The 17,289-nt window shown below is 72.4% G+C and carries 16 protein-coding genes; 10 read left to right on the forward strand and 6 right to left on the reverse strand.

The window, feature by feature from the left end:
• Positions 1–55: 55 nt before the first annotated feature.
• Together ACFYW5_RS03380 and ACFYW5_RS03385 are read right to left on the reverse strand one after the other, a co-directional pair.
• Positions 56–1,165: an adenylate/guanylate cyclase domain-containing protein gene (locus ACFYW5_RS03380; RefSeq protein ID WP_389415239.1), complete on the reverse strand. Its 1,110-nt coding sequence runs from the start codon at positions 1,163–1,165 to the stop codon at positions 56–58.
• A gap of 150 nt (positions 1,166–1,315) precedes the next feature.
• A complete protein-coding gene (locus ACFYW5_RS03385; protein WP_389415240.1) occupies positions 1,316–2,176 on the reverse strand; it encodes a biotin--[acetyl-CoA-carboxylase] ligase in 861 nt (286 codons plus the stop codon).
• A gap of 111 nt (positions 2,177–2,287) precedes the next feature.
• Here ACFYW5_RS03385 and ACFYW5_RS03390 point away from each other — a divergent pair, with 111 nt between their 5' ends.
• From ACFYW5_RS03390 to ACFYW5_RS03405, 4 genes are all read left to right on the forward strand, one after another.
• Positions 2,288–3,886: an acyl-CoA carboxylase subunit beta gene (locus ACFYW5_RS03390; protein ID WP_389415241.1), complete on the forward strand. Its 1,599-nt coding sequence runs from the start codon at positions 2,288–2,290 to the stop codon at positions 3,884–3,886.
• A gap of 19 nt (positions 3,887–3,905) precedes the next feature.
• Positions 3,906–4,115: an acyl-CoA carboxylase epsilon subunit gene (locus ACFYW5_RS03395; protein WP_389415242.1), complete on the forward strand. Its 210-nt coding sequence runs from the start codon at positions 3,906–3,908 to the stop codon at positions 4,113–4,115.
• A gap of 93 nt (positions 4,116–4,208) precedes the next feature.
• Entirely contained in the window at positions 4,209–4,337 is a 129-nt protein-coding gene (mmpB, locus tag ACFYW5_RS03400; protein WP_383319438.1) for a morphogenic membrane protein MmpB, read from the forward strand.
• Positions 4,338–4,342: 5 nt separating this feature from the next.
• On the forward strand, positions 4,343–4,963 hold the full coding sequence (locus ACFYW5_RS03405) for a nucleoside triphosphate pyrophosphatase (RefSeq protein WP_389415243.1): 621 nt from the start codon (positions 4,343–4,345) through the stop codon (positions 4,961–4,963).
• Here ACFYW5_RS03405 and ACFYW5_RS03410 read toward each other — a convergent pair.
• Positions 4,932–5,399 (reverse strand): hypothetical protein, encoded by a 468-nt coding sequence (locus ACFYW5_RS03410; protein WP_389415244.1) that lies wholly within the window; start codon positions 5,397–5,399, stop codon positions 4,932–4,934. The two genes, ACFYW5_RS03405 and ACFYW5_RS03410, sit on opposite strands and share 32 nt — an antisense overlap.
• 381 nt (positions 5,400–5,780) lie before the next feature.
• On the opposite strand from ACFYW5_RS03410, the gene ACFYW5_RS03415 reads away from it, so the two are divergent.
• Together ACFYW5_RS03415 and ACFYW5_RS03420 are read left to right on the forward strand one after the other, a co-directional pair.
• Positions 5,781–7,553 carry an acetyl/propionyl/methylcrotonyl-CoA carboxylase subunit alpha gene (locus tag ACFYW5_RS03415; protein WP_389415245.1) on the forward strand — a complete coding sequence of 591 codons (1,773 nt, stop codon included), beginning with the start codon at positions 5,781–5,783 and terminating at the stop codon, positions 7,551–7,553.
• A 233-nt stretch (positions 7,554–7,786) separates the two neighbouring features.
• Positions 7,787–8,338, forward strand: a complete 552-nt coding sequence (locus ACFYW5_RS03420; RefSeq protein ID WP_389415628.1) for a TetR/AcrR family transcriptional regulator — start codon at positions 7,787–7,789, stop codon at positions 8,336–8,338.
• A 12-nt stretch (positions 8,339–8,350) separates the two neighbouring features.
• On the opposite strand, the gene ACFYW5_RS03425 is transcribed toward ACFYW5_RS03420, so the two are convergent.
• Together ACFYW5_RS03425 and ACFYW5_RS03430 are read right to left on the reverse strand one after the other, a co-directional pair.
• Positions 8,351–9,286, reverse strand: coding sequence for a DeoR/GlpR family DNA-binding transcription regulator (locus ACFYW5_RS03425; protein ID WP_389415246.1), 936 nt, complete (start codon positions 9,284–9,286; stop codon positions 8,351–8,353).
• A 166-nt stretch (positions 9,287–9,452) separates the two neighbouring features.
• Positions 9,453–10,901, reverse strand: a complete 1,449-nt coding sequence (locus ACFYW5_RS03430) for an NAD(P)H-quinone dehydrogenase (protein ID WP_389415247.1) — start codon at positions 10,899–10,901, stop codon at positions 9,453–9,455.
• 96 nt (positions 10,902–10,997) lie between these two features.
• Between ACFYW5_RS03430 and ACFYW5_RS03435 the strand changes: the two genes are divergently transcribed.
• The 4 genes from ACFYW5_RS03435 (at position 10,998) to ACFYW5_RS03450 (ending at position 15,530) form a co-directional block, all read left to right on the forward strand.
• Entirely contained in the window at positions 10,998–11,435 is a 438-nt protein-coding gene (locus ACFYW5_RS03435; protein WP_389415248.1) for a gamma-glutamylcyclotransferase, read from the forward strand.
• A gap of 107 nt (positions 11,436–11,542) precedes the next feature.
• A complete protein-coding gene (locus ACFYW5_RS03440; RefSeq protein ID WP_389415249.1) occupies positions 11,543–12,367 on the forward strand; it encodes a purine-nucleoside phosphorylase in 825 nt (274 codons plus the stop codon).
• A 207-nt stretch (positions 12,368–12,574) separates the two neighbouring features.
• Positions 12,575–14,206 (forward strand): phospho-sugar mutase, encoded by a 1,632-nt coding sequence (locus ACFYW5_RS03445; RefSeq protein ID WP_389415250.1) that lies wholly within the window; start codon positions 12,575–12,577, stop codon positions 14,204–14,206.
• 157 nt (positions 14,207–14,363) lie between these two features.
• On the forward strand, positions 14,364–15,530 hold the full coding sequence (locus ACFYW5_RS03450; RefSeq protein WP_389415251.1) for a hypothetical protein: 1,167 nt from the start codon (positions 14,364–14,366) through the stop codon (positions 15,528–15,530).
• Between the two features lie 107 nt (positions 15,531–15,637).
• Here ACFYW5_RS03450 and ACFYW5_RS03455 read toward each other — a convergent pair whose 3' ends face one another.
• A complete protein-coding gene (locus ACFYW5_RS03455; protein WP_389415252.1) occupies positions 15,638–17,227 on the reverse strand; it encodes a hypothetical protein in 1,590 nt (529 codons plus the stop codon).
• Between the last annotated feature and the right edge of the window lie 62 nt (positions 17,228–17,289).

The following is a 17,289-nucleotide window of genomic DNA, read 5'->3' on the forward strand; positions in this document are numbered from 1 at the left end:
ACCGGCCGCCGCCACATCGACTCTGCACCCGCCGACCGAGCACGACGACTGACCCCTACGACGGCGTCACGTCCCGCCGGGTAAGCAACCACGGCTCGACCACACCAAGGCCACGCACGGGCCGCTGCCACATCGGCTGCAGCGCGAACCGGTACGTCGGCGGCTCCTCGCCCTCCTTCTCGGCGGCGGCAGCGGCCTCCGCCGCCTCCGCCTCGGAGGCCGGCGCCTCCCCGGTCCGGATCAGCTCCTGCGCGAAGGCGCTGTCGACGAGGACGGCGTCCCGAGGAGCTATCGACGTCAGCCGGGAGGCGAGGTTCACGGTCGTACCGAAGACATCGCCCATACGAGTGGTGACCGTGCCGAAGGCGATGCCGACCCGCAGCTCCGGCATGGTCTCGTCGTTCGCCATGGTCTCGATGAGCCGCAGCGCGATCTCGGCGGCGACGCCCGCGTCGTCGGCGGAGTACAGCACCTCGTCGCCGAGCGTCTTGATGAGCCGTCCGCCCCGCGCGGCGACCAGGTCGGCGGCGGTGGTCTCGAAGGCCTCGACGAGTTCGCCGAGCTCCTCCTCCTCCATCCGCCGGGTCAGGCGGGTGAAACCCACGAGGTCGGCGAAGCCGACGGCGAGGCGCCGGTCGACCATCTCCTCGTCGTCGGCGGCCTGCACGACCCGGCCGGTGGCGGCGGCGAGCTGGCGGCGCCAGACGTAGACGATGAACTCCTCCAGCTCGGGCAGGAGCAGCTCGACCAGGGGGTAGGTGACCTCCGTGCGGGTCATGCCCGGCTCGGGGGGTTCGGTCAGGCCCTCCAGGAAGGAGTCGATCTGCCACTCGGCGAGCCGGGCGGTGGTCTGCCCGGTGGACCTGGCCACCTGGACGGCCATGGCCTCGCTCAGCAGTCCCGCCTCGACGAGACCGGCGAGGCGCCTGAGCGCCAGCACGTCGGCCTCGGTCAGCGCCTTGGCCTGGCCGATGTCGGCGAAGCCCATGGCCCGCCAGAAGCGGGAGGCCAGCTCCATGGAGACACCGGCGCTGCGGGCGGCCTGGAAAGGGGTGTAGCGCCGCTCCGCGCCGAGGATGAGCTGCTCGAGACGCAGGGCGAGTGGATCTTCGCCGGGGTCGGCGGCGTGGGGGTCCATGCCGGAGCCCGTGTCGTCGACGGTCACGCCTGCTGCCCTTCCGATCTGCCGCGGTCAGGTATCGACCGGCCCCAACTCTACGGCAGGTGTGCGCCAGCTCACTCCGTTAAGCGGGGCAGAGGGTTTCCTGATCGCGTCCCTTTCCGGTATTCGGCGTCGGGCCCGCGGAGCCATCGCTCACGCCGGCCGCAGGTGCACGATGTCCCCCGCCCCCACCGGCTCCTGCACGCCCTCCTCCGTCGCGATCACCAGGCGTCCGTCCCCGTCCACGGCCACCGCCTCCCCGACGATCGACCGGTCCCCGGGCAGCTCCGCCCGCACCACCCGGCCGAGCGTCGCGCAGCCCGCCGCGTACGTCTCCTGGAGGCCGCTCGCCGCGGGGTCGCCCCCGGCCGACCGCCACCGCCCGTACCAGTCCTCCAGCGACCGCAGCACCGCCCGCAGCAAGGTGTCCCGGTCCGTGCTCACCGCCCCGGCCAGCGCCAGCGACCCCGCCTGGGGCACCGGGAGCTCCTCCTCCTTGAGGGTGACGTTGATGCCGACGCCCATCACCACCCCGTCGTCCCCGGCCCGCTCCGCGAGGATGCCTCCGGCCTTGCGCTCGGCGCCGCCCACGGTCACCAGCAGGTCGTTCGGCCACTTGAGTGCCGTGTCGACCCCGGCCGCCCGCGACAGCCCCGTCGCCACCGCCACGCCGGTGAGCAGCGGCAGCCAGCCCCACCGCTCGACCGGCACCTGGGCCGGCTTCAGCAGGACGGAGAAGAACAGCCCCGAGCGGGCCGGTGCCGTCCACTGCCGGTCCAGGCGGCCCCGGGCCGCCGTCTGCTCCTCCGCGACCAGGACCGCGCCCTCCTCGGCCGTGCCCTTCGCGGCCAGCGCCACCAGGTCGGAGTTGGTGGACCCGGTGCGCTGGACCACCTCCAGCTCGCGGTAGAGGCCGCCGTCACGGACCAGCGCCCGGCGCAGCGCCACGGCGTTGAGCGGGGGGCGTTCCAGGTCGGACCAGCGGCTGTCGTCTGATGCATCGCGCGGCGTCATGCAAGCCACCCTAGGTGTGGCAAACGCCGCACTGCCGATCGGTAGACGCACCACTACTCTACGGATGAGTAACCGTCCCCCCTTTTGAGCAGGCAGGGAGCCGCGATCCCGATGTCCGAGCCGGAAGAGCAGATCGACATCCACACCACCGCGGGCAAGCTCGCGGATCTTCAGCGCCGCATCGAGGAAGCGACGCACGCCGGCTCCGCACGTGCCGTGGAGAAGCAGCACGCCAAGGGCAAGCTGACGGCCCGTGAACGGGTCGAACTCCTCCTGGACGAAGGCTCGTTCGTCGAGCTGGACGAATTCGCCCGGCACCGCTCCAGCAATTTCGGGCTGGAGCACAACCGCCCCTACGGCGACGGCGTCGTCACCGGGTACGGCACCGTCGACGGCCGCCCGGTCGCGGTGTTCTCGCAGGACTTCACCGTCTTCGGCGGTGCGCTGGGCGAGGTCTACGGCCAGAAGATCGTCAAGGTGATGGACTTCGCGCTGAAGACCGGCTGCCCGGTCATCGGCATCAACGACTCCGGCGGCGCCCGCATCCAGGAGGGTGTCGCGTCGCTGGGCGCCTACGGCGAGATCTTCCGCCGCAACACCCACGCCTCGGGCGTCATCCCGCAGATCAGCCTGGTCGTCGGGCCGTGCGCGGGCGGCGCGGTGTACTCGCCGGCCATCACCGACTTCACGGTCATGGTCGACCAGACCTCGCACATGTTCATCACCGGTCCGGACGTCATCAAGACCGTCACCGGTGAGGACGTCGGCTTCGAGGAGCTGGGCGGCGCGCGGACCCACAACTCCGCCTCGGGCGTGGCCCATCACATGGCCGGGGACGAGAAGGACGCCATCGAGTACGTCAAGCAGCTGCTGTCGTACCTGCCGTCCAACAACCTCTCCGAGCCGCCGGCGTTCCCGGAGGAGGCGGACCTCGAACTCACCGACGAGGACCGCGAGCTGGACGTGATCGTGCCGGACAGCGCGAACCAGCCGTACGACATGCACACGGTGATCGAGCATGTCCTGGACGACGCCGAGTTCTTCGAGACGCAGCCGCTGTTCGCGCCGAACATCCTCACCGGGTTCGGGCGGGTGGAGGGCCGGCCGGTCGGGATCGTCGCCAACCAGCCGATGCAGTTCGCGGGCTGCCTGGACATCGACGCGTCCGAGAAAGCCGCGCGGTTCGTGCGCACGTGCGACGCGTTCAACGTCCCGGTTCTCACCTTCGTGGACGTGCCCGGCTTCCTGCCGGGCGTGGACCAGGAGCACACCGGCATCATCAGGCGGGGCGCCAAGCTGATCTACGCCTACGCCGAGGCGACGGTCCCGCTGATCACCGTCATCACCCGCAAGGCCTTCGGCGGCGCCTACGACGTCATGGGCTCCAAGCACCTGGGCGCCGACCTGAACCTGGCCTGGCCGACGGCGCAGATCGCGGTGATGGGCGCGCAGGGCGCGGTGAACATCCTGCACCGCAGGACGATCGCCGAGGCCGAGGTGAACGGCGAAGATCTGGAGGCGGTGCGCGCCCGGCTGATCCAGGAGTACGAGGACACCCTCCTCAACCCCTACGTCGCGGCCGAGCGCGGCTACGTCGACGCCGTGATCATGCCGTCGGAGACCCGTCGGCACATCGTGCGCGGGCTGCGTCAGCTGCGCACCAAGCGGGCGTCCCTGCCGCCGAAGAAGCACGGCAACATCCCCCTCTGAGGACCGCTAAGGAGCCGCTGTGACGATCAAGGTCTTGCGGGGCAACCCCACACCCGAGGAGCTGGCCGCCGCCCTGGCGGTGGTCCGCGCCCGCGCCGCGGCGGCGGTGGCCGAGCCGTCCGGCGCGGACCAGCCGGGCGCCGCGTGGTCCGACCCGGCGAGGGTCGCGGCCCACCGGCTGCCGCAGCCGGGGCCGACGACATGGGCACGGACGTACTGGCCGGGCTGAACCCCCTGAGCGGCGCGGAGAAGTGGAACCCCGGGCGCCGATTTGAGTACGCGTACTCAGGCGCCCGGGACGGCCACGCCGCACGCTGGGAGCATGTTGTGGTCCGACCCCGAGGATGAGCCCCCCGAGGAACTGCGCGACATGCAACGCATGCTCCGCAGACTGGGTGTTCTCATGGCGTTGGCCATGGTGCTCGCGATGCTGGTCACCGGTCTACGCTGAACCACATGACCGATCACCCCCGCCGCCGGCTCGTGCTCGCCTCCCAGTCCCCCGCCCGACTGAACCTCCTGCGCCAGGCCGGCCTGGACCCCGAGGTCATCGTGAGCGGCGTCGACGAGGACGCCGTCACCGCACCCACCCCCGCCGAGCTGGCGCTCGCCCTGGCCGAGGCGAAGGCCTCCGTCGTGGCGGCCCGGCCGGAGGTCATGGGCGCGCTGGTGATCGGCTGCGACTCGGTCCTCGACCTGGACGGACAGGCCCTCGGCAAGCCCGCCGACGCCGAGGAGGCGACCGCCCGCTGGAAGGCGATGCGCGGCCGGGCGGGCACCCTGCAGACCGGGCACTGCGTCTGGGACACCGCGAGCGGACGGTACGCCTCCGCCACCGCGTCCACTGTCGTCCGGTTCGGCGAGCCCACCGACGAGGAGGTCGCCGCGTACGTCGCCTCGGGCGAACCCCTCTACGTCGCCGGGGCGTTCACCCTGGACGGCCGCTCGGCCCCGTTCATCGACGGCATCGACGGCGACCACGGCAACGTCATCGGCCTCAGCCTGCCCCTGCTGCGCCGCCTGCTGGCCGAACTGGGCGTGGGGATCACGGAGTTGTGGGCGCCGGCGGACCGGTGACGGGCGGCGCGCCCTCCCCGCCGGGCACGGCGTCGGCGGGCTCCGCCAGGCTGTCGTAGGTCATCAGCAGCAGCACGATCAGCCCCAGCACCACGACCATGAAGAGGAACTCGGCCCAGCCGAGCAGTCCCCAGGCGAACGCGCCGAGCAGTCCGTGCACCACCGCCGCGCTGATCAGCAGCATCCGGCCGAGGCCGGCCGCCGGGCGGTCGCGCAGCGCCACCAGCAGGGCGACCACGCCGCACAGGGCGAAGTACAGACCGAAGAGGAGTCCGCCGATCTTCGAGGACACCGACATCACGTCCGGGTCGAGGCCCGCCAGGGACATGTCCTGGCGGTCGACCACGACGCCCAGGAACCACTGCACCGCCGCGATGCCGAGCGCCTCGGCGAACAGGACGACCGCCACCACCCATGCCACCGGTCTGCGCACCACCGGTCCCCACCCACTTCCGAGCGCTCCAGCGCCGTCCTAGCAGGACTGCGGTTACTGCAAGTACGTTCAGGAGATCGAACGCTACTAACGGGTAAACCTCGGGACAAGGGTTCTGGGAGTGGCAAAGAATCATTGGGCCATTCGTAGGGACTCCACAAAGAAACAGAGTGGGCCGCAGCACGCCTTCACAGAGACCTTGACCACACCCGAGGGCTAGGGTTTCCCCGAGGAGTCCTGCGTACGGCGGTGCGACAAGGGATTTCGCGGGTCGAGCGAGCCTCGAATCACGCTCCGTGTGGGCAAGCTCACCATTGGGGACGGGTCGAAGTGCCGTGTCGGCAGTCCCTAAACTCGGCTTGTTTCAAGGAGGGAGCCTCAATCGTGCGCAAGGTGCTCATCGCCAACCGTGGCGAAATCGCTGTCCGCGTGGCCCGGGCATGCCGGGACGCCGGTATCGCGAGCGTGGCCGTATACGCCGACCCCGACCGGGACGCTCTGCATGTCCGCGCCGCGGATGAGGCGTTCGCGCTGGGCGGTGACACTCCGGCCACCAGTTACCTGGACATCGACAAGGTCTTGAAGGCGGCGCGCGAGTCGGGGGCGGACGCCATCCATCCCGGCTACGGCTTCCTCTCCGAGAACGCCGAGTTCGCTCAGGCGGTTCTCGACGCGGACCTGATCTGGATCGGCCCGCCGCCGCAGGCGATCCGGGATCTCGGGGACAAGGTCGCCGCCCGTCACATCGCCCAGCGCGCCGGTGCGCCGCTGGTCGCCGGTACGCCCGACCCGGTCTCCGGTGCCGAGGAGGTCGTCGCCTTCGCCGAGCAGCACGGTCTGCCGATCGCGATCAAGGCCGCCTTCGGTGGCGGTGGCCGTGGCCTGAAGGTCGCCCGGACCCTCGAAGAGGTGCCGGAGCTGTACGACTCGGCGGTCCGTGAGGCCGTCGCCGCGTTCGGGCGGGGCGAGTGCTTCGTCGAGCGCTACCTGGACAAGCCGCGGCACGTGGAGACCCAGTGCCTGGCCGACACCCACGGCAATGTCGTCGTGGTGTCGACCCGTGACTGCTCGCTGCAGCGCCGGCACCAGAAGCTGGTCGAGGAGGCCCCGGCGCCGTTCCTGTCCGAGGCGCAGATGGCGGAGCTGTACTCCTCCTCCAAGGCCATCCTGAAGGAGGCCGGCTACGTCGGCGCCGGCACGGTGGAGTTCCTGGTGGGCATGGACGGCACGATCTCCTTCCTGGAGGTCAACACCCGTCTGCAGGTGGAGCACCCGGTCACCGAGGAGGTCGCCGGCATCGACCTGGTGCGCGAGATGTTCCGGATCGCCGACGGCGAGGAGCTCGGCTACGGCGACCCGGTGCTGCGCGGGCACTCCTTCGAGTTCCGCATCAACGGCGAGGACCCGGGCCGCAACTTCCTCCCGGCGCCCGGCACCGTCACCGCCTTCGAGGCGCCGTCCGGGCCCGGTGTCCGGCTGGACGCGGGCGTGGAGTCCGGCTCGGTCATCGGCCCCGCCTGGGACTCCCTGCTGGCCAAGCTGATCGTCACCGGCCGCACCCGCAAGGAGGCCCTTCAGCGGGCCGCGCGCGCCTTGGAGGAGTTCCAGGTCGAGGGCATGGCCACGGCCATCCCGTTCCACCGCGCGGTCGTCAAGGACCCGGCGTTCGCCCCCGAACTCACCGGCAGCCAGGACCCGTTCACGGTCCACACCCGCTGGATCGAGACCGAGTTCGTCAACGAGATCAAGCCCTTCGCCGCGCCCGCCGACGTGGACGCGGACGAGGAGACGGGCCGGGAGACGGTCGTCGTCGAGGTGGGCGGCAAGCGCCTGGAGGTCTCGCTGCCGTCCTCGCTCGGCATGTCGCTGGCCCGCACCGGCCTCGCGGCGGGTGCCAAGCCCAAGCGGCGCGCGGCGAAGAAGTCCGGTCCCGTCGCCTCCGGCGACACCCTCGCCTCGCCGATGCAGGGCACGATCGTGAAGATCGCGGTCGAGGAGGGCCAGGAGGTCAAGGAGGGCGACCTGGTCGTCGTCCTGGAGGCCATGAAGATGGAACAGCCGCTCAACGCCCACAAGTCCGGCACCATCAAGGGCCTGTCGGCCGAGGTCGGCGCGTCCCTCACCTCCGGCGCCGCGATCTGCGAGATCAAGGACTGAGCCGTACGCACCTCCCGAGGCGCCCGGCGGACTGCACCGAACAGTCCGCCGGGCGCCTCGTTTTCCCGTACGGCGCCGGGCCCGGTCCGGGAGGGCCGCTCGGGGGTGGGCGATGGCATCCTGAGGGAAGAGCCGGGCGCTGATGAGAGCAGGTGGGGGCCATGGTGGGCGCGACCTCGCGCGGGACCGCGGAGAGTGCTGGTGCGACGGCGGCGCGGGTCGCCCCGCGGGCCATGCGCGCCGATGCCCGGCGCAACTACGAGCGCCTCCTCACCGAGGCCCGTGCCGCCTTCGCCGAGCACGGCACGGACGCGTCCCTGGAGGACGTGGCCCGCCGGGCGGGCGTGGGAATCGGCACCCTCTACCGCCACTTCCCCAACCGACACGCCCTGCTGAGCGCGGTCTTCGAGGACGCGGTGAGCGATCTGCTGGCCCGGGCCCGCGAACTGCGCCGGGCCCCGGAGCCGTGCACGGCCCTGGTGACCTGGCTGCGGGAGATGGTCCGGCACGCGAGCGAGTACCGGGGGCTGTCGCGGGCGCTGATGTCGGTCTCCCACGACGACACGTCGGCCTTGTCCCGCTGCAGCGACCCCATCAGGGAGGCGGGCGGCGAGCTGCTGGGCAGGGCGCAGGAGGCGGGCATGGTCCGCACAGACGTGGCGATCGGCGATCTGCTCCAGCTCACCCATGCCATCGCGTTGGCGGCGGAGGAGCGGCCGGGAGACCCGGACCTGGCGGAGCGGCTGCTGATGCTGACGCTGCGGGGCCTGAAAGCGGACCGCTAGGAGCGCGGGGAGCTACCGCCGCCGGAGATCGGCGACGCGCGCCCGCTCGGACCCGGGAACCGGCTCCCCGAGCACGGCGGAGCGAAGGCCGGCCGGAGCACTCCGCCGGGGCCCCGGCACGGAACGTGCCCTCCGCGCCGGGACTTCGTCACCCCCCGGGCTCCCGCTCGCCCCGGCCACGGCGATCTGCACCCCCTGATCGGCAAGGGCCTGCAGTTCGGTCTGGGCACGGTCGTCATGGGCCGGCGGTTCGTCGGTCACCAGCCGCGTGATCACGTCCGTGGGCACGGTCTGGAACATGGTGTCCGTACCGAGCTTGGTGTGATCGGCGAGCACGACGACCTCGGCCGCCGCCTGCACCAGCGCCCGGTCGACGGACGCCGAGAGCATGTTGGAGGTGGACAGGCCGCGCTCGGCCGTGAGGCCGCTCCCGGACAGGAAGGCCCGGGAGACCCGCAGCCCCTGGAGGGACTGCTCGGCGCCGGAGCCGACGAGGGCGTAGTTGGAACCGCGCAGGGTGCCGCCGGTCATCACGACCTCCACCCGGTTCGCGTGGGCCAGCGCCTGGGCCACCAGCAGGGAGTTGGTGACGACGGTCAGCCCGGGCACCCGGGCCAGCCGGCGGGCCAGCTCCTGCGTGGTCGTACCGGCCCCGACCACGATGGCCTCGCCCTCTTCGACGAAGTTCGCGGCGAGATCGGCGATGGCCGTCTTCTCGGCGGTCGCGAGATGTGATTTCTGCGGAAAGCCGGACTCCCGCGTGAACCCGCCCGGCAATACCGCACCGCCATGCCGGCGGTCGAGGAGTCCTTCTGCCTCCAGCGCGCGCACGTCCCGCCGTACGGTCACTTCGGAGGTCTGGACGACGCGGGCGAGCTCACGGAGCGACACGGCCCCGTTCGCTCGCACCATTTCGAGGATCAATTGGCGACGTTCTGCAGCGAACACGAAACTGACAGTAACCCCAACGACCGTCTGCTTTCAGCAGTTTGCGCCGAATAGCAGAAGTTGTTCGTACAGAAGGGCAGGAAGTGGTATAGGAGCTACGCCCCGTGCCTATGCCGCACGCATGCTCGACAACTCCCCGTGACCAGCGGGGAGTCGGTTCAAGCCGTCAGGCCTCGCCGCCGCTCTTGCGGGTGTGCAGCTGCCGGGCCACCTCGGCGATCGACCCCGAAAGAGACGGGTACACGGTGAACGCGTTCGCGATCTGTTCGACCGTCAGATTGTTGTCGACGGCGATCGAGATGGGGTGGATCAGTTCCGAGGCGCGCGGGGCGACGACCACGCCGCCGACCACGATGCCGGTGCCGGGGCGGCAGAAGATCTTGACGAAGCCGTCCCGGATGCCCTGCATCTTGGCGCGCGGGTTGCGCAGCAGCGGCAGCTTGACGAACCGGGCGTCGATCTTCCCGGCGTCCACGTCGGACTGGCTGTAGCCGACGGTCGCGATCTCCGGGTCGGTGAAGACGTTGGAGGAGACCGTCTTGAGGTTCAGCGGGGTCACCGCGTCGCCGAGGAAGTGGTACATGGCGATACGGCCCTGCATGGCGGCGACGGACGCGAGGGCGAAGACGCCGGTGACGTCGCCCGCGGCGTACACCCCCGGGGCGGTGGTGCGGGACACCTTGTCGGTCCAGATGTGCCCGGAGTCGCGGAGCCGGACGCCGGCCTCCTCCAGGCCGAGCCCGGCGCTGTTCGGGATGGCGCCGACGGCCATGAGGCAGTGCGAGCCGGTGATGACGCGGCCGTCGGCGAGGGTGACCTCGACCCGGTCGCCGACGCGCTTGGCGGCGGAGGCGCGGGAGCGGGCCATGACGTTCATGCCGCGGCGCCGGAAGACGTCCTCGAGGACGGCGGCGGCGTCGGGGTCCTCGCCGGGCAGGACGCGATCGCGCGAGGACACGAGCGTGACCTTCGACCCGAGGGCCTGGTACGCGCCGGCGAACTCCGCGCCGGTCACACCCGAACCGACCACGATGAGCTCCTCCGGCAGCTCGTCGAGGTCGTAGACCTGGGTCCAGTTGAGGATGCGCTCGCCGTCGGGCTGGGCGTCGGGCAGCTCGCGCGGGTGACCGCCGGTGGCGATGAGGACGGCGTCGGCGGGGAGGGTCTCCTCGGTGCCGTCGGCGGCGGTGACGATCACCTTGCGGGAGCCGTCGAGGGACTGCATCCCGTCGAGCCGTCCCCGGCCGCGCAGGACCCGGGCGCCCGCGCGGGTCACGGAGGCCGTGATGTCGTGCGACTGGGCGAGCGCCAGCCGCTTCACACGCCGGTTGACCTTGCCCAGGTCCACGCCGACGACCCGCGCGGGGGTGTCGATGTGCGGGGTGTCGTCGGCCACGATGATGCCGAGCTCCTCGTACGAGGAGTCGAAGGTGGTCATCACCTCGGCCGTGGCGATCAGAGTCTTGGACGGTACGCAGTCGGTGAGCACCGACGCCCCGCCCAGGCCGTCGCAGTCGACGACGGTCACCTCCGCGCCGAGCTGAGCGGCGACCAGCGCCGCTTCGTATCCGCCGGGTCCGCCACCGATGATCACGATCCGAGTCACGTACTCCATTGTCCCGCACGCGCCCCGGTGCTACGGCCCAGGGGCCCGCCCGAGATCCCACTGTTACGGGAGGGACTGCCGTGGCGCCTGCCGTACCCTCTCCCCATGTCGCTCTACGCCGCGTACGCCGGCAACCTCGACGCGCGGCTCATGACCCGCCGCGCCCCCCACTCGCCGCTGCGCGCCACCGGCTGGCTGAACGGGTGGCGGCTGACCTTCGGGGGCGAGCACATGGGCTGGGAGGGCGCGCTGGCGACGATCGTCGAGGACCCCCTGTCCCAGGTCTTCGTCGCCCTGTACGACATCGCCCCGATGGACGAGGAGTCCCTGGACCGCTGGGAGGGCGTGGGCCTGGGCGTCTACCGCCGGACGCGGGTACGGCCGGTCACCCTGGACGGCGAGGAGTCCGCCTGGGCGTACGTCCTGGACGGCTACGAGGGCGGCCTGCCCTCGGCCCGCTACCTCGGCGAGATGGCCGACGCGGCGGAGTCGGCCGGGGCGCCGCACGACTACGTGATGGAACTGCGCAAGCGGCCCTGCTGAGGCGCCCCGCGCGGGGAGCGTTTCGTCGGAAACAACAAGACAACGATCGCCATCCCGTGGGCTCTGTCATCTACGCGCGTAGGCACAGACCGGCTACCCTCGTCGGCGTGAACGCATCTCTTCTTCCGGACGACATCCAGGGCGACCCCTATTCCGCCGCCGACGCCGCCGCCGCTCGCCTGCGCGAACTGACCGGGGCCGAGACCCACGACGTCGCCCTCGTGATGGGCTCCGGCTGGGCGCCGGCCGTGGGGGCCCTCGGTGATCCCGACGCCGAGTTCCCGGTCACCGAGCTGCCCGGGTTCCCGGCGCCGGCGGTCGCGGGCCACGGCGGCAAGGTCCGCTCGTACAGGATCGGCGAGAAGCGGGCGCTGGTCTTCCTCGGGCGTACGCACTACTACGAGGGCCGTGGGGTGGCCGCGGTCGCGCACGGCGTCCGTACCGCGGTCGCGGCCGGCTGCAAGACCATCGTGCTGACCAACGGGTGCGGTGGTCTGCGCGAGGGCATGCGCCCCGGGCAGCCGGTCCTGATCAGCGACCACATCAACCTCACGGCGACCTCGCCGATCGTGGGCGCGAACTTCGTCGATCTGACGGATCTCTACTCGCCGCGGCTGCGGGCGCTGTGCAAGGAGATCGACCCCACGCTGGAGGAGGGCGTCTACGCCCAGTTCCCCGGCCCGCACTACGAGACTCCGGCGGAGATCCGTATGGCGCGGGTCATCGGGGCGGACCTGGTGGGCATGTCGACGGTCCTGGAGGCCATCGCGGCGCGTGAGGCGGGCGCGGAGGTGCTGGGCATCTCCCTGGTCACGAACCTCGCCGCGGGGATGACGGGCGAGCCCCTGAACCACGAGGAAGTCCTCCAGGCCGGCCGCGACAGCGCGACCCGGATGGGCTCCCTGCTGGCGCAGGTGCTGGGACGCCTGTAATCCGGGCGAATTACTGCCCCGCCCTCGCTGCAACCAGCCCCTCCGGCGTTCGAGGAGCGGGGGTCCAGGGGGCAGAGCCCCCTGGGGCGGGGGCGAAGGGGCGGCAGCCCCTGGAGGATGGGACGGGTAGGGGCGGCGGGGGCGAAAAAACCCGCCGAGCACCCCACCGCGCCGAACGAACGAACGAACACGAGAGGTTGACCCGACGTGCACGACGATCTCATCGCAAGGGCCCAGGCATGGCTCGCCGAGGACCCCGACGCGGACACCCGCGCCGAACTCGCCGAGCTGATCGACGCCAAGGACACCGCGGAGCTCGCCGCACGCTTCAGCGGCACCCTCCAGTTCGGCACCGCGGGCCTGCGCGGCGAGATCGGCGCAGGCCCCCTGCGCATGAACCGCACGGTCGTCATCCGCGCCGCCGCCGGCCTCGCCGCGTACCTGAAGAAGCAGGGCCGAGGCGGCGGCCTCGTCGTCATCGGCTACGACGCCCGCCACAAGTCGGAGGACTTCGCCCGCGACACCGCCGCCGTGATGACCGGCGCCGGCCTGCGGGCCGCCGTACTCCCCCGCCCGCTGCCCACCCCCGTCCTGGCGTACGCCATACGGCACCTCGGCGCGGTCGCCGGCGTGGAGGTCACCGCCAGCCACAACCCGCCCCGCGACAACGGCTACAAGGTCTACCTCGGCGACGGCTCGCAGATCGTGCCGCCCGCCGACGCAGAGATCGCCGCCGAGATCGACGCCATCGGCTCCCTCACCACCGTCCCGCGCCCCACCACCGGCTGGGAGACCCTCGACGAGAGCGTCCTGGACGCCTACCTCGCCCGCACGGACGCCGTCCTCGCCCCGGACTCCCCCCGTACCGCCCGCACGGTCTACACGGCCATGCACGGCGTCGGCAAGGACGTGCTGCTCGCCGCGTTCGCGAGGGCCGGCTTCCCGGAGCCCGCGCTCGTCGCCGAACAGGCGGAGCCCGATCCGGACTTCCCCACCGTCGCCTTCCCCAACCCCGAAGAGCCCGGCGCGATGGACCTCGCCTTCGCGAAGGCCCGCGCGACCGAACCGGACCTCGTCATCGCCAACGACCCCGACGCCGACCGCTGCGCCGTGGCCGTCAAGGACGGGGAGGCGTGGCGGATGCTGCGCGGCGACGAGGTCGGCGCGCTGCTCGCCGCGCACCTGGTCCGCCAGGGGGCGACCGGCACGTTCGCCGAGTCGATCGTCTCCTCCTCCCTCCTCGGCCGGATCGCCGAGAAGGCGGGCCTGCCGTACGAGGAGACCCTCACCGGCTTCAAGTGGATCGCCCGCGTGGACGGACTGCGCTACGGCTACGAGGAGGCCCTCGGCTACTGCGTCGACCCCGACGGCGTCCGCGACAAGGACGGCATCACCGCGGCGCTGCTGATCACCGAGCTGGCCTCGGAGCTGAAGGAGCGGGGCCGCACCCTGCTCGACCTCCTCGACGACCTCGCCGTCGAGCACGGGCTGCACGCCACCGACCAGCTCTCGGTGCGCGTGGAGGACCTGTCGGTCATCGCGGACGCCATGCGCAGGCTGCGCGAGCAGCCGCCGACGGAGCTGGCGGGCCTCGCCATCACCCGGGCCGAGGACCTCACCCGGGGCACGGACCGGCTGCCGCCCACCGACGGGCTGCGCTACGCCCTGGACGGCGCACGGGTGATCGTCCGCCCCAGCGGCACCGAGCCCAAGCTCAAGTGCTACCTGGAGGTCGTCGTGCCGGTCGCCGGCCACTCCGCCCTCCCGGCGGCCCGCGCCCGGGCCACCGAGCTGCTGGCGGCGATCAAGCGGGACCTGTCGGCGGCGGCCGGCATCTGATCCGCGGCACCCGCGGCCGACGACGGGGCGCCTCCTCGCGGGGGCGCCCCATCGGGTGATTTCGGCGCGGCGGTTGACGCGGACACCCCGCGCCACCGCGCCCTCCGGGCAACCGTGGACCGGCACCCGCCCCCACGTCAGCCCAGGAGCCGCCGCCGTGTCCTCGACCGCCTTCCGGCCGACACTCCGAGCGACCCCCGCCCCCGCCCCCGGCGCTCGCCGTCCCGGCCCCCTGCGCCGCGCGGCCCCGGCGCTCCTCGCCTACGTCGCCGTACGCGCGACGGGCCTGCTGGTGCTGACCCTCTGGGCGCACCGCAGGGGGCAGGAGGTCTGGCCGATCCTGGCGACGAAGTGGGACGCCGACTGGTACCTGGGCATCGCCGACCACGGCTACGCGACCGAACTCGGCACCGCCTACAACGCCAACAACATGGCGTTCTTCCCGCTCCACCCGCTGCTGATCAAGACCGTCTCGGCCGTCGCTCCGGGCAGTCCCGCGAGCACCGGCCTCGGCCTCGCCGTGGTTGCCTCGCTGCTGGCCGCGTGGGGCATCTTCGCCCTCGGCGACCTGCTGCACGGCAGACGCGTCGGCGTCCTCCTGACCACCCTGTGGGCCGCGTACCCGGTCGGCCTGGTGCAGTGGATGGGCTACACCGAGTCCCTGTTCACGGCCTGCGCCGCCTGGTCCCTGTACGCCGTGCTGACCGGCCGCTGGCTGTGGGCGGCGACCGGCGCGGTCCTCGCGGGCCTGACCCGCCCGACCGGCATCGCGGTGGCGGCCGCGGTCACGGTCACCGCGCTCCTCGCCCTGCGCCGGCGCCCCTTCCCGCGCCGCGCCCTCGCCGCCGCGGTCCTGGCCCCGCTCGGCTGGTGCGGTTACGTCGGCTGGGTCGGCCTGCGCACGGGCCGCTGGGACGGCTACTTCGCCGTACAGCGGCTGTGGCGCAACGAACTGGACGGCGGCGCCGGGACCCTGCGTCGGATGCACGAAGTCCTGCTGCAGGACAGGCCCGAGCTGTTCCTGGTGCTGGTGACGGGCGTCCTGCTGGCGTCGGCGGTGCTCTTCGCACTGTCCGTGGCGGACCGGCAGCCGCTGCCCCTGTTGGTGTTCACGGGCACGCTCCTGGCCATCATCCTGACCAGCGACGCCGTCTACTTCCCCCGCGCCCGCTTCCTCCTCCCGGCCTTCCCCCTCCTCCTCCCCCTGGCCCTCCACCTGACCCGCTCCTCCCCCCGCTACCGCACCCTGACCCTGACCACAGCAGTAGCAACCTCGGCGTACTTCAGCGCCTACATCCCCTTGATCTGGGCGAGCGCACCGTAGCGGGGGGGGGCCGCAGCAGGGCGTGCGGCGTCGGCGGGGCGCCCCGTCATGGAGGACCGCAGGGCGGGCGGAATTGGCGGCGGCCAGCCGCAGGCGCCCCCTGCCCCTTACACCCCCGCCCGGACCGCCACCAGCCCCGCCACCCACGCAACCGCCAGTACCAGTGCCCAGGGCCACAGCAGTCGTCCGCGTTCGCGGCCCTCGGCCTCGCCCGTGGGACGCAGGCCGGGGTCGGCGCACAGGGTGGTCAGCTCGGCGGCCAGGCGGTCGTAGGGGTGGGTCAGGGCGCGGCGTCGTTCCAGCCACTGCCAGCGGGGGGCGGCGACCGTCCAGGAGTGTCCGCCGCGCCACCGCAGCTTCAGTTCCATGGACTGATGGCGGGCTGAGCGGAAGTCGTCCCACGGGATGTGGGTGACCTTGAACAGGCCGTTGATCCACAGCCCCGCCCGGTCGGCGGTGATCCGCCAGCCCACCTTGACCGGCACCCGGGCGGCGCCGTAGAGCCCCACCACCAGGACCAGCGCCTGCTGCCACAGCGGCACCCCGGCGTCCGTGAACACGGCCCAGCTCAGCCAGACCCCCCACTGCGCCAGCAGCACGGCCGCCAGCCAGTCCAGCCGCCCCGCACGCCACCGCAGCACGGGCCGCGCGACGATGGCGACCTCGACCGGCGCCTCCGCGGCCGAAGGCACGACCCGTACCGGCCGCACGGCCCCGACCGACCGCTCCACGACGGGCGGGTGGTCCGGGTCCTCGTCCGCACTGACGATCACGACCTCGGCACCGTCGTAGGGCACCCCGTAGAGCAGGGCCTCGCGCAGGGGGCCCGGCGCGTCGTCGTCCATCCGCTCGAGAAGGCCGTCGTCGTCATCGTCATCGTCGTCGTCATCGTCGTCGTCATCGACCCCGGGCTCCTCCTCGTCGGCGTCCAGGGGCATCACGGATATCGCGAACAGCGGCCGCCGCGCGGCCACGTCATCCGCGGCGAACACCTCGGTCAGGGCCGCCGGATCGTCCCGCACCAGCACCCGCAGCACCGGCGCCGGCCCCGACCCCAGCCGGGAGGCACGGACGCGCCCGAGCCCGCCCGAGACGAGGACCGTGAGACCCACCCCGATCAGCAGGAACCCGACGGCGGCGGCCATCCCGCCGAACACGACCGCCACCCCGCCCCCGACGAGCAGCACCGCCCCGAACACCCCGAGCAGCACACCCCGCCGCAACGGCGACCCGGCCCCCGGCACCGCAGCCGTCACCCCCGCCGCGGCGGCCAGCGCGCACGCCCGCTGCCGCTTCCGGGCCCGCAGCCGCACCTCGGCGAGCGCGAGGCAGATCCCGGCGAGCAGCACGGCACCGACCAGCCCGGCCCAGCCCAGTCGTTCCAGGCCGACCGCCACCACGAGCCCCGGCGCGGCGACCCGCACCACCTCGGGCCGCAGCAGAACCCACAGCAACTGGAGCGGCAGCAAGGCCGCGAGATACGGCTCCACACCCGCGGCGGCCAGGGCGAGGGTGATCCCGCCGGCCGCGACGGTCACCAGTTCGTCGTACCGTCCGTACGCCCGTAGAGGCACCCACCGGGGCGGCAGCTCCGCGACCCAGCGCCGCCCCTGCTCACCGCTCCAGGGCAGGGCGCCCGGGGGCACGGCGGACTCGGGCAGAGGCAGGGGCGACGGCGGCCGAACATGTGTAGTCATCACTGACGAGACACGCGAGCGACCGGGTTGGTTGCGTGACAAGAAGGCGCCCCGGCAAAAAC

The organism is Streptomyces sp. NPDC002779, from assembly GCF_042888685.1.
GTDB lineage: Bacteria > Actinomycetota > Actinomycetes > Streptomycetales > Streptomycetaceae > Streptomyces.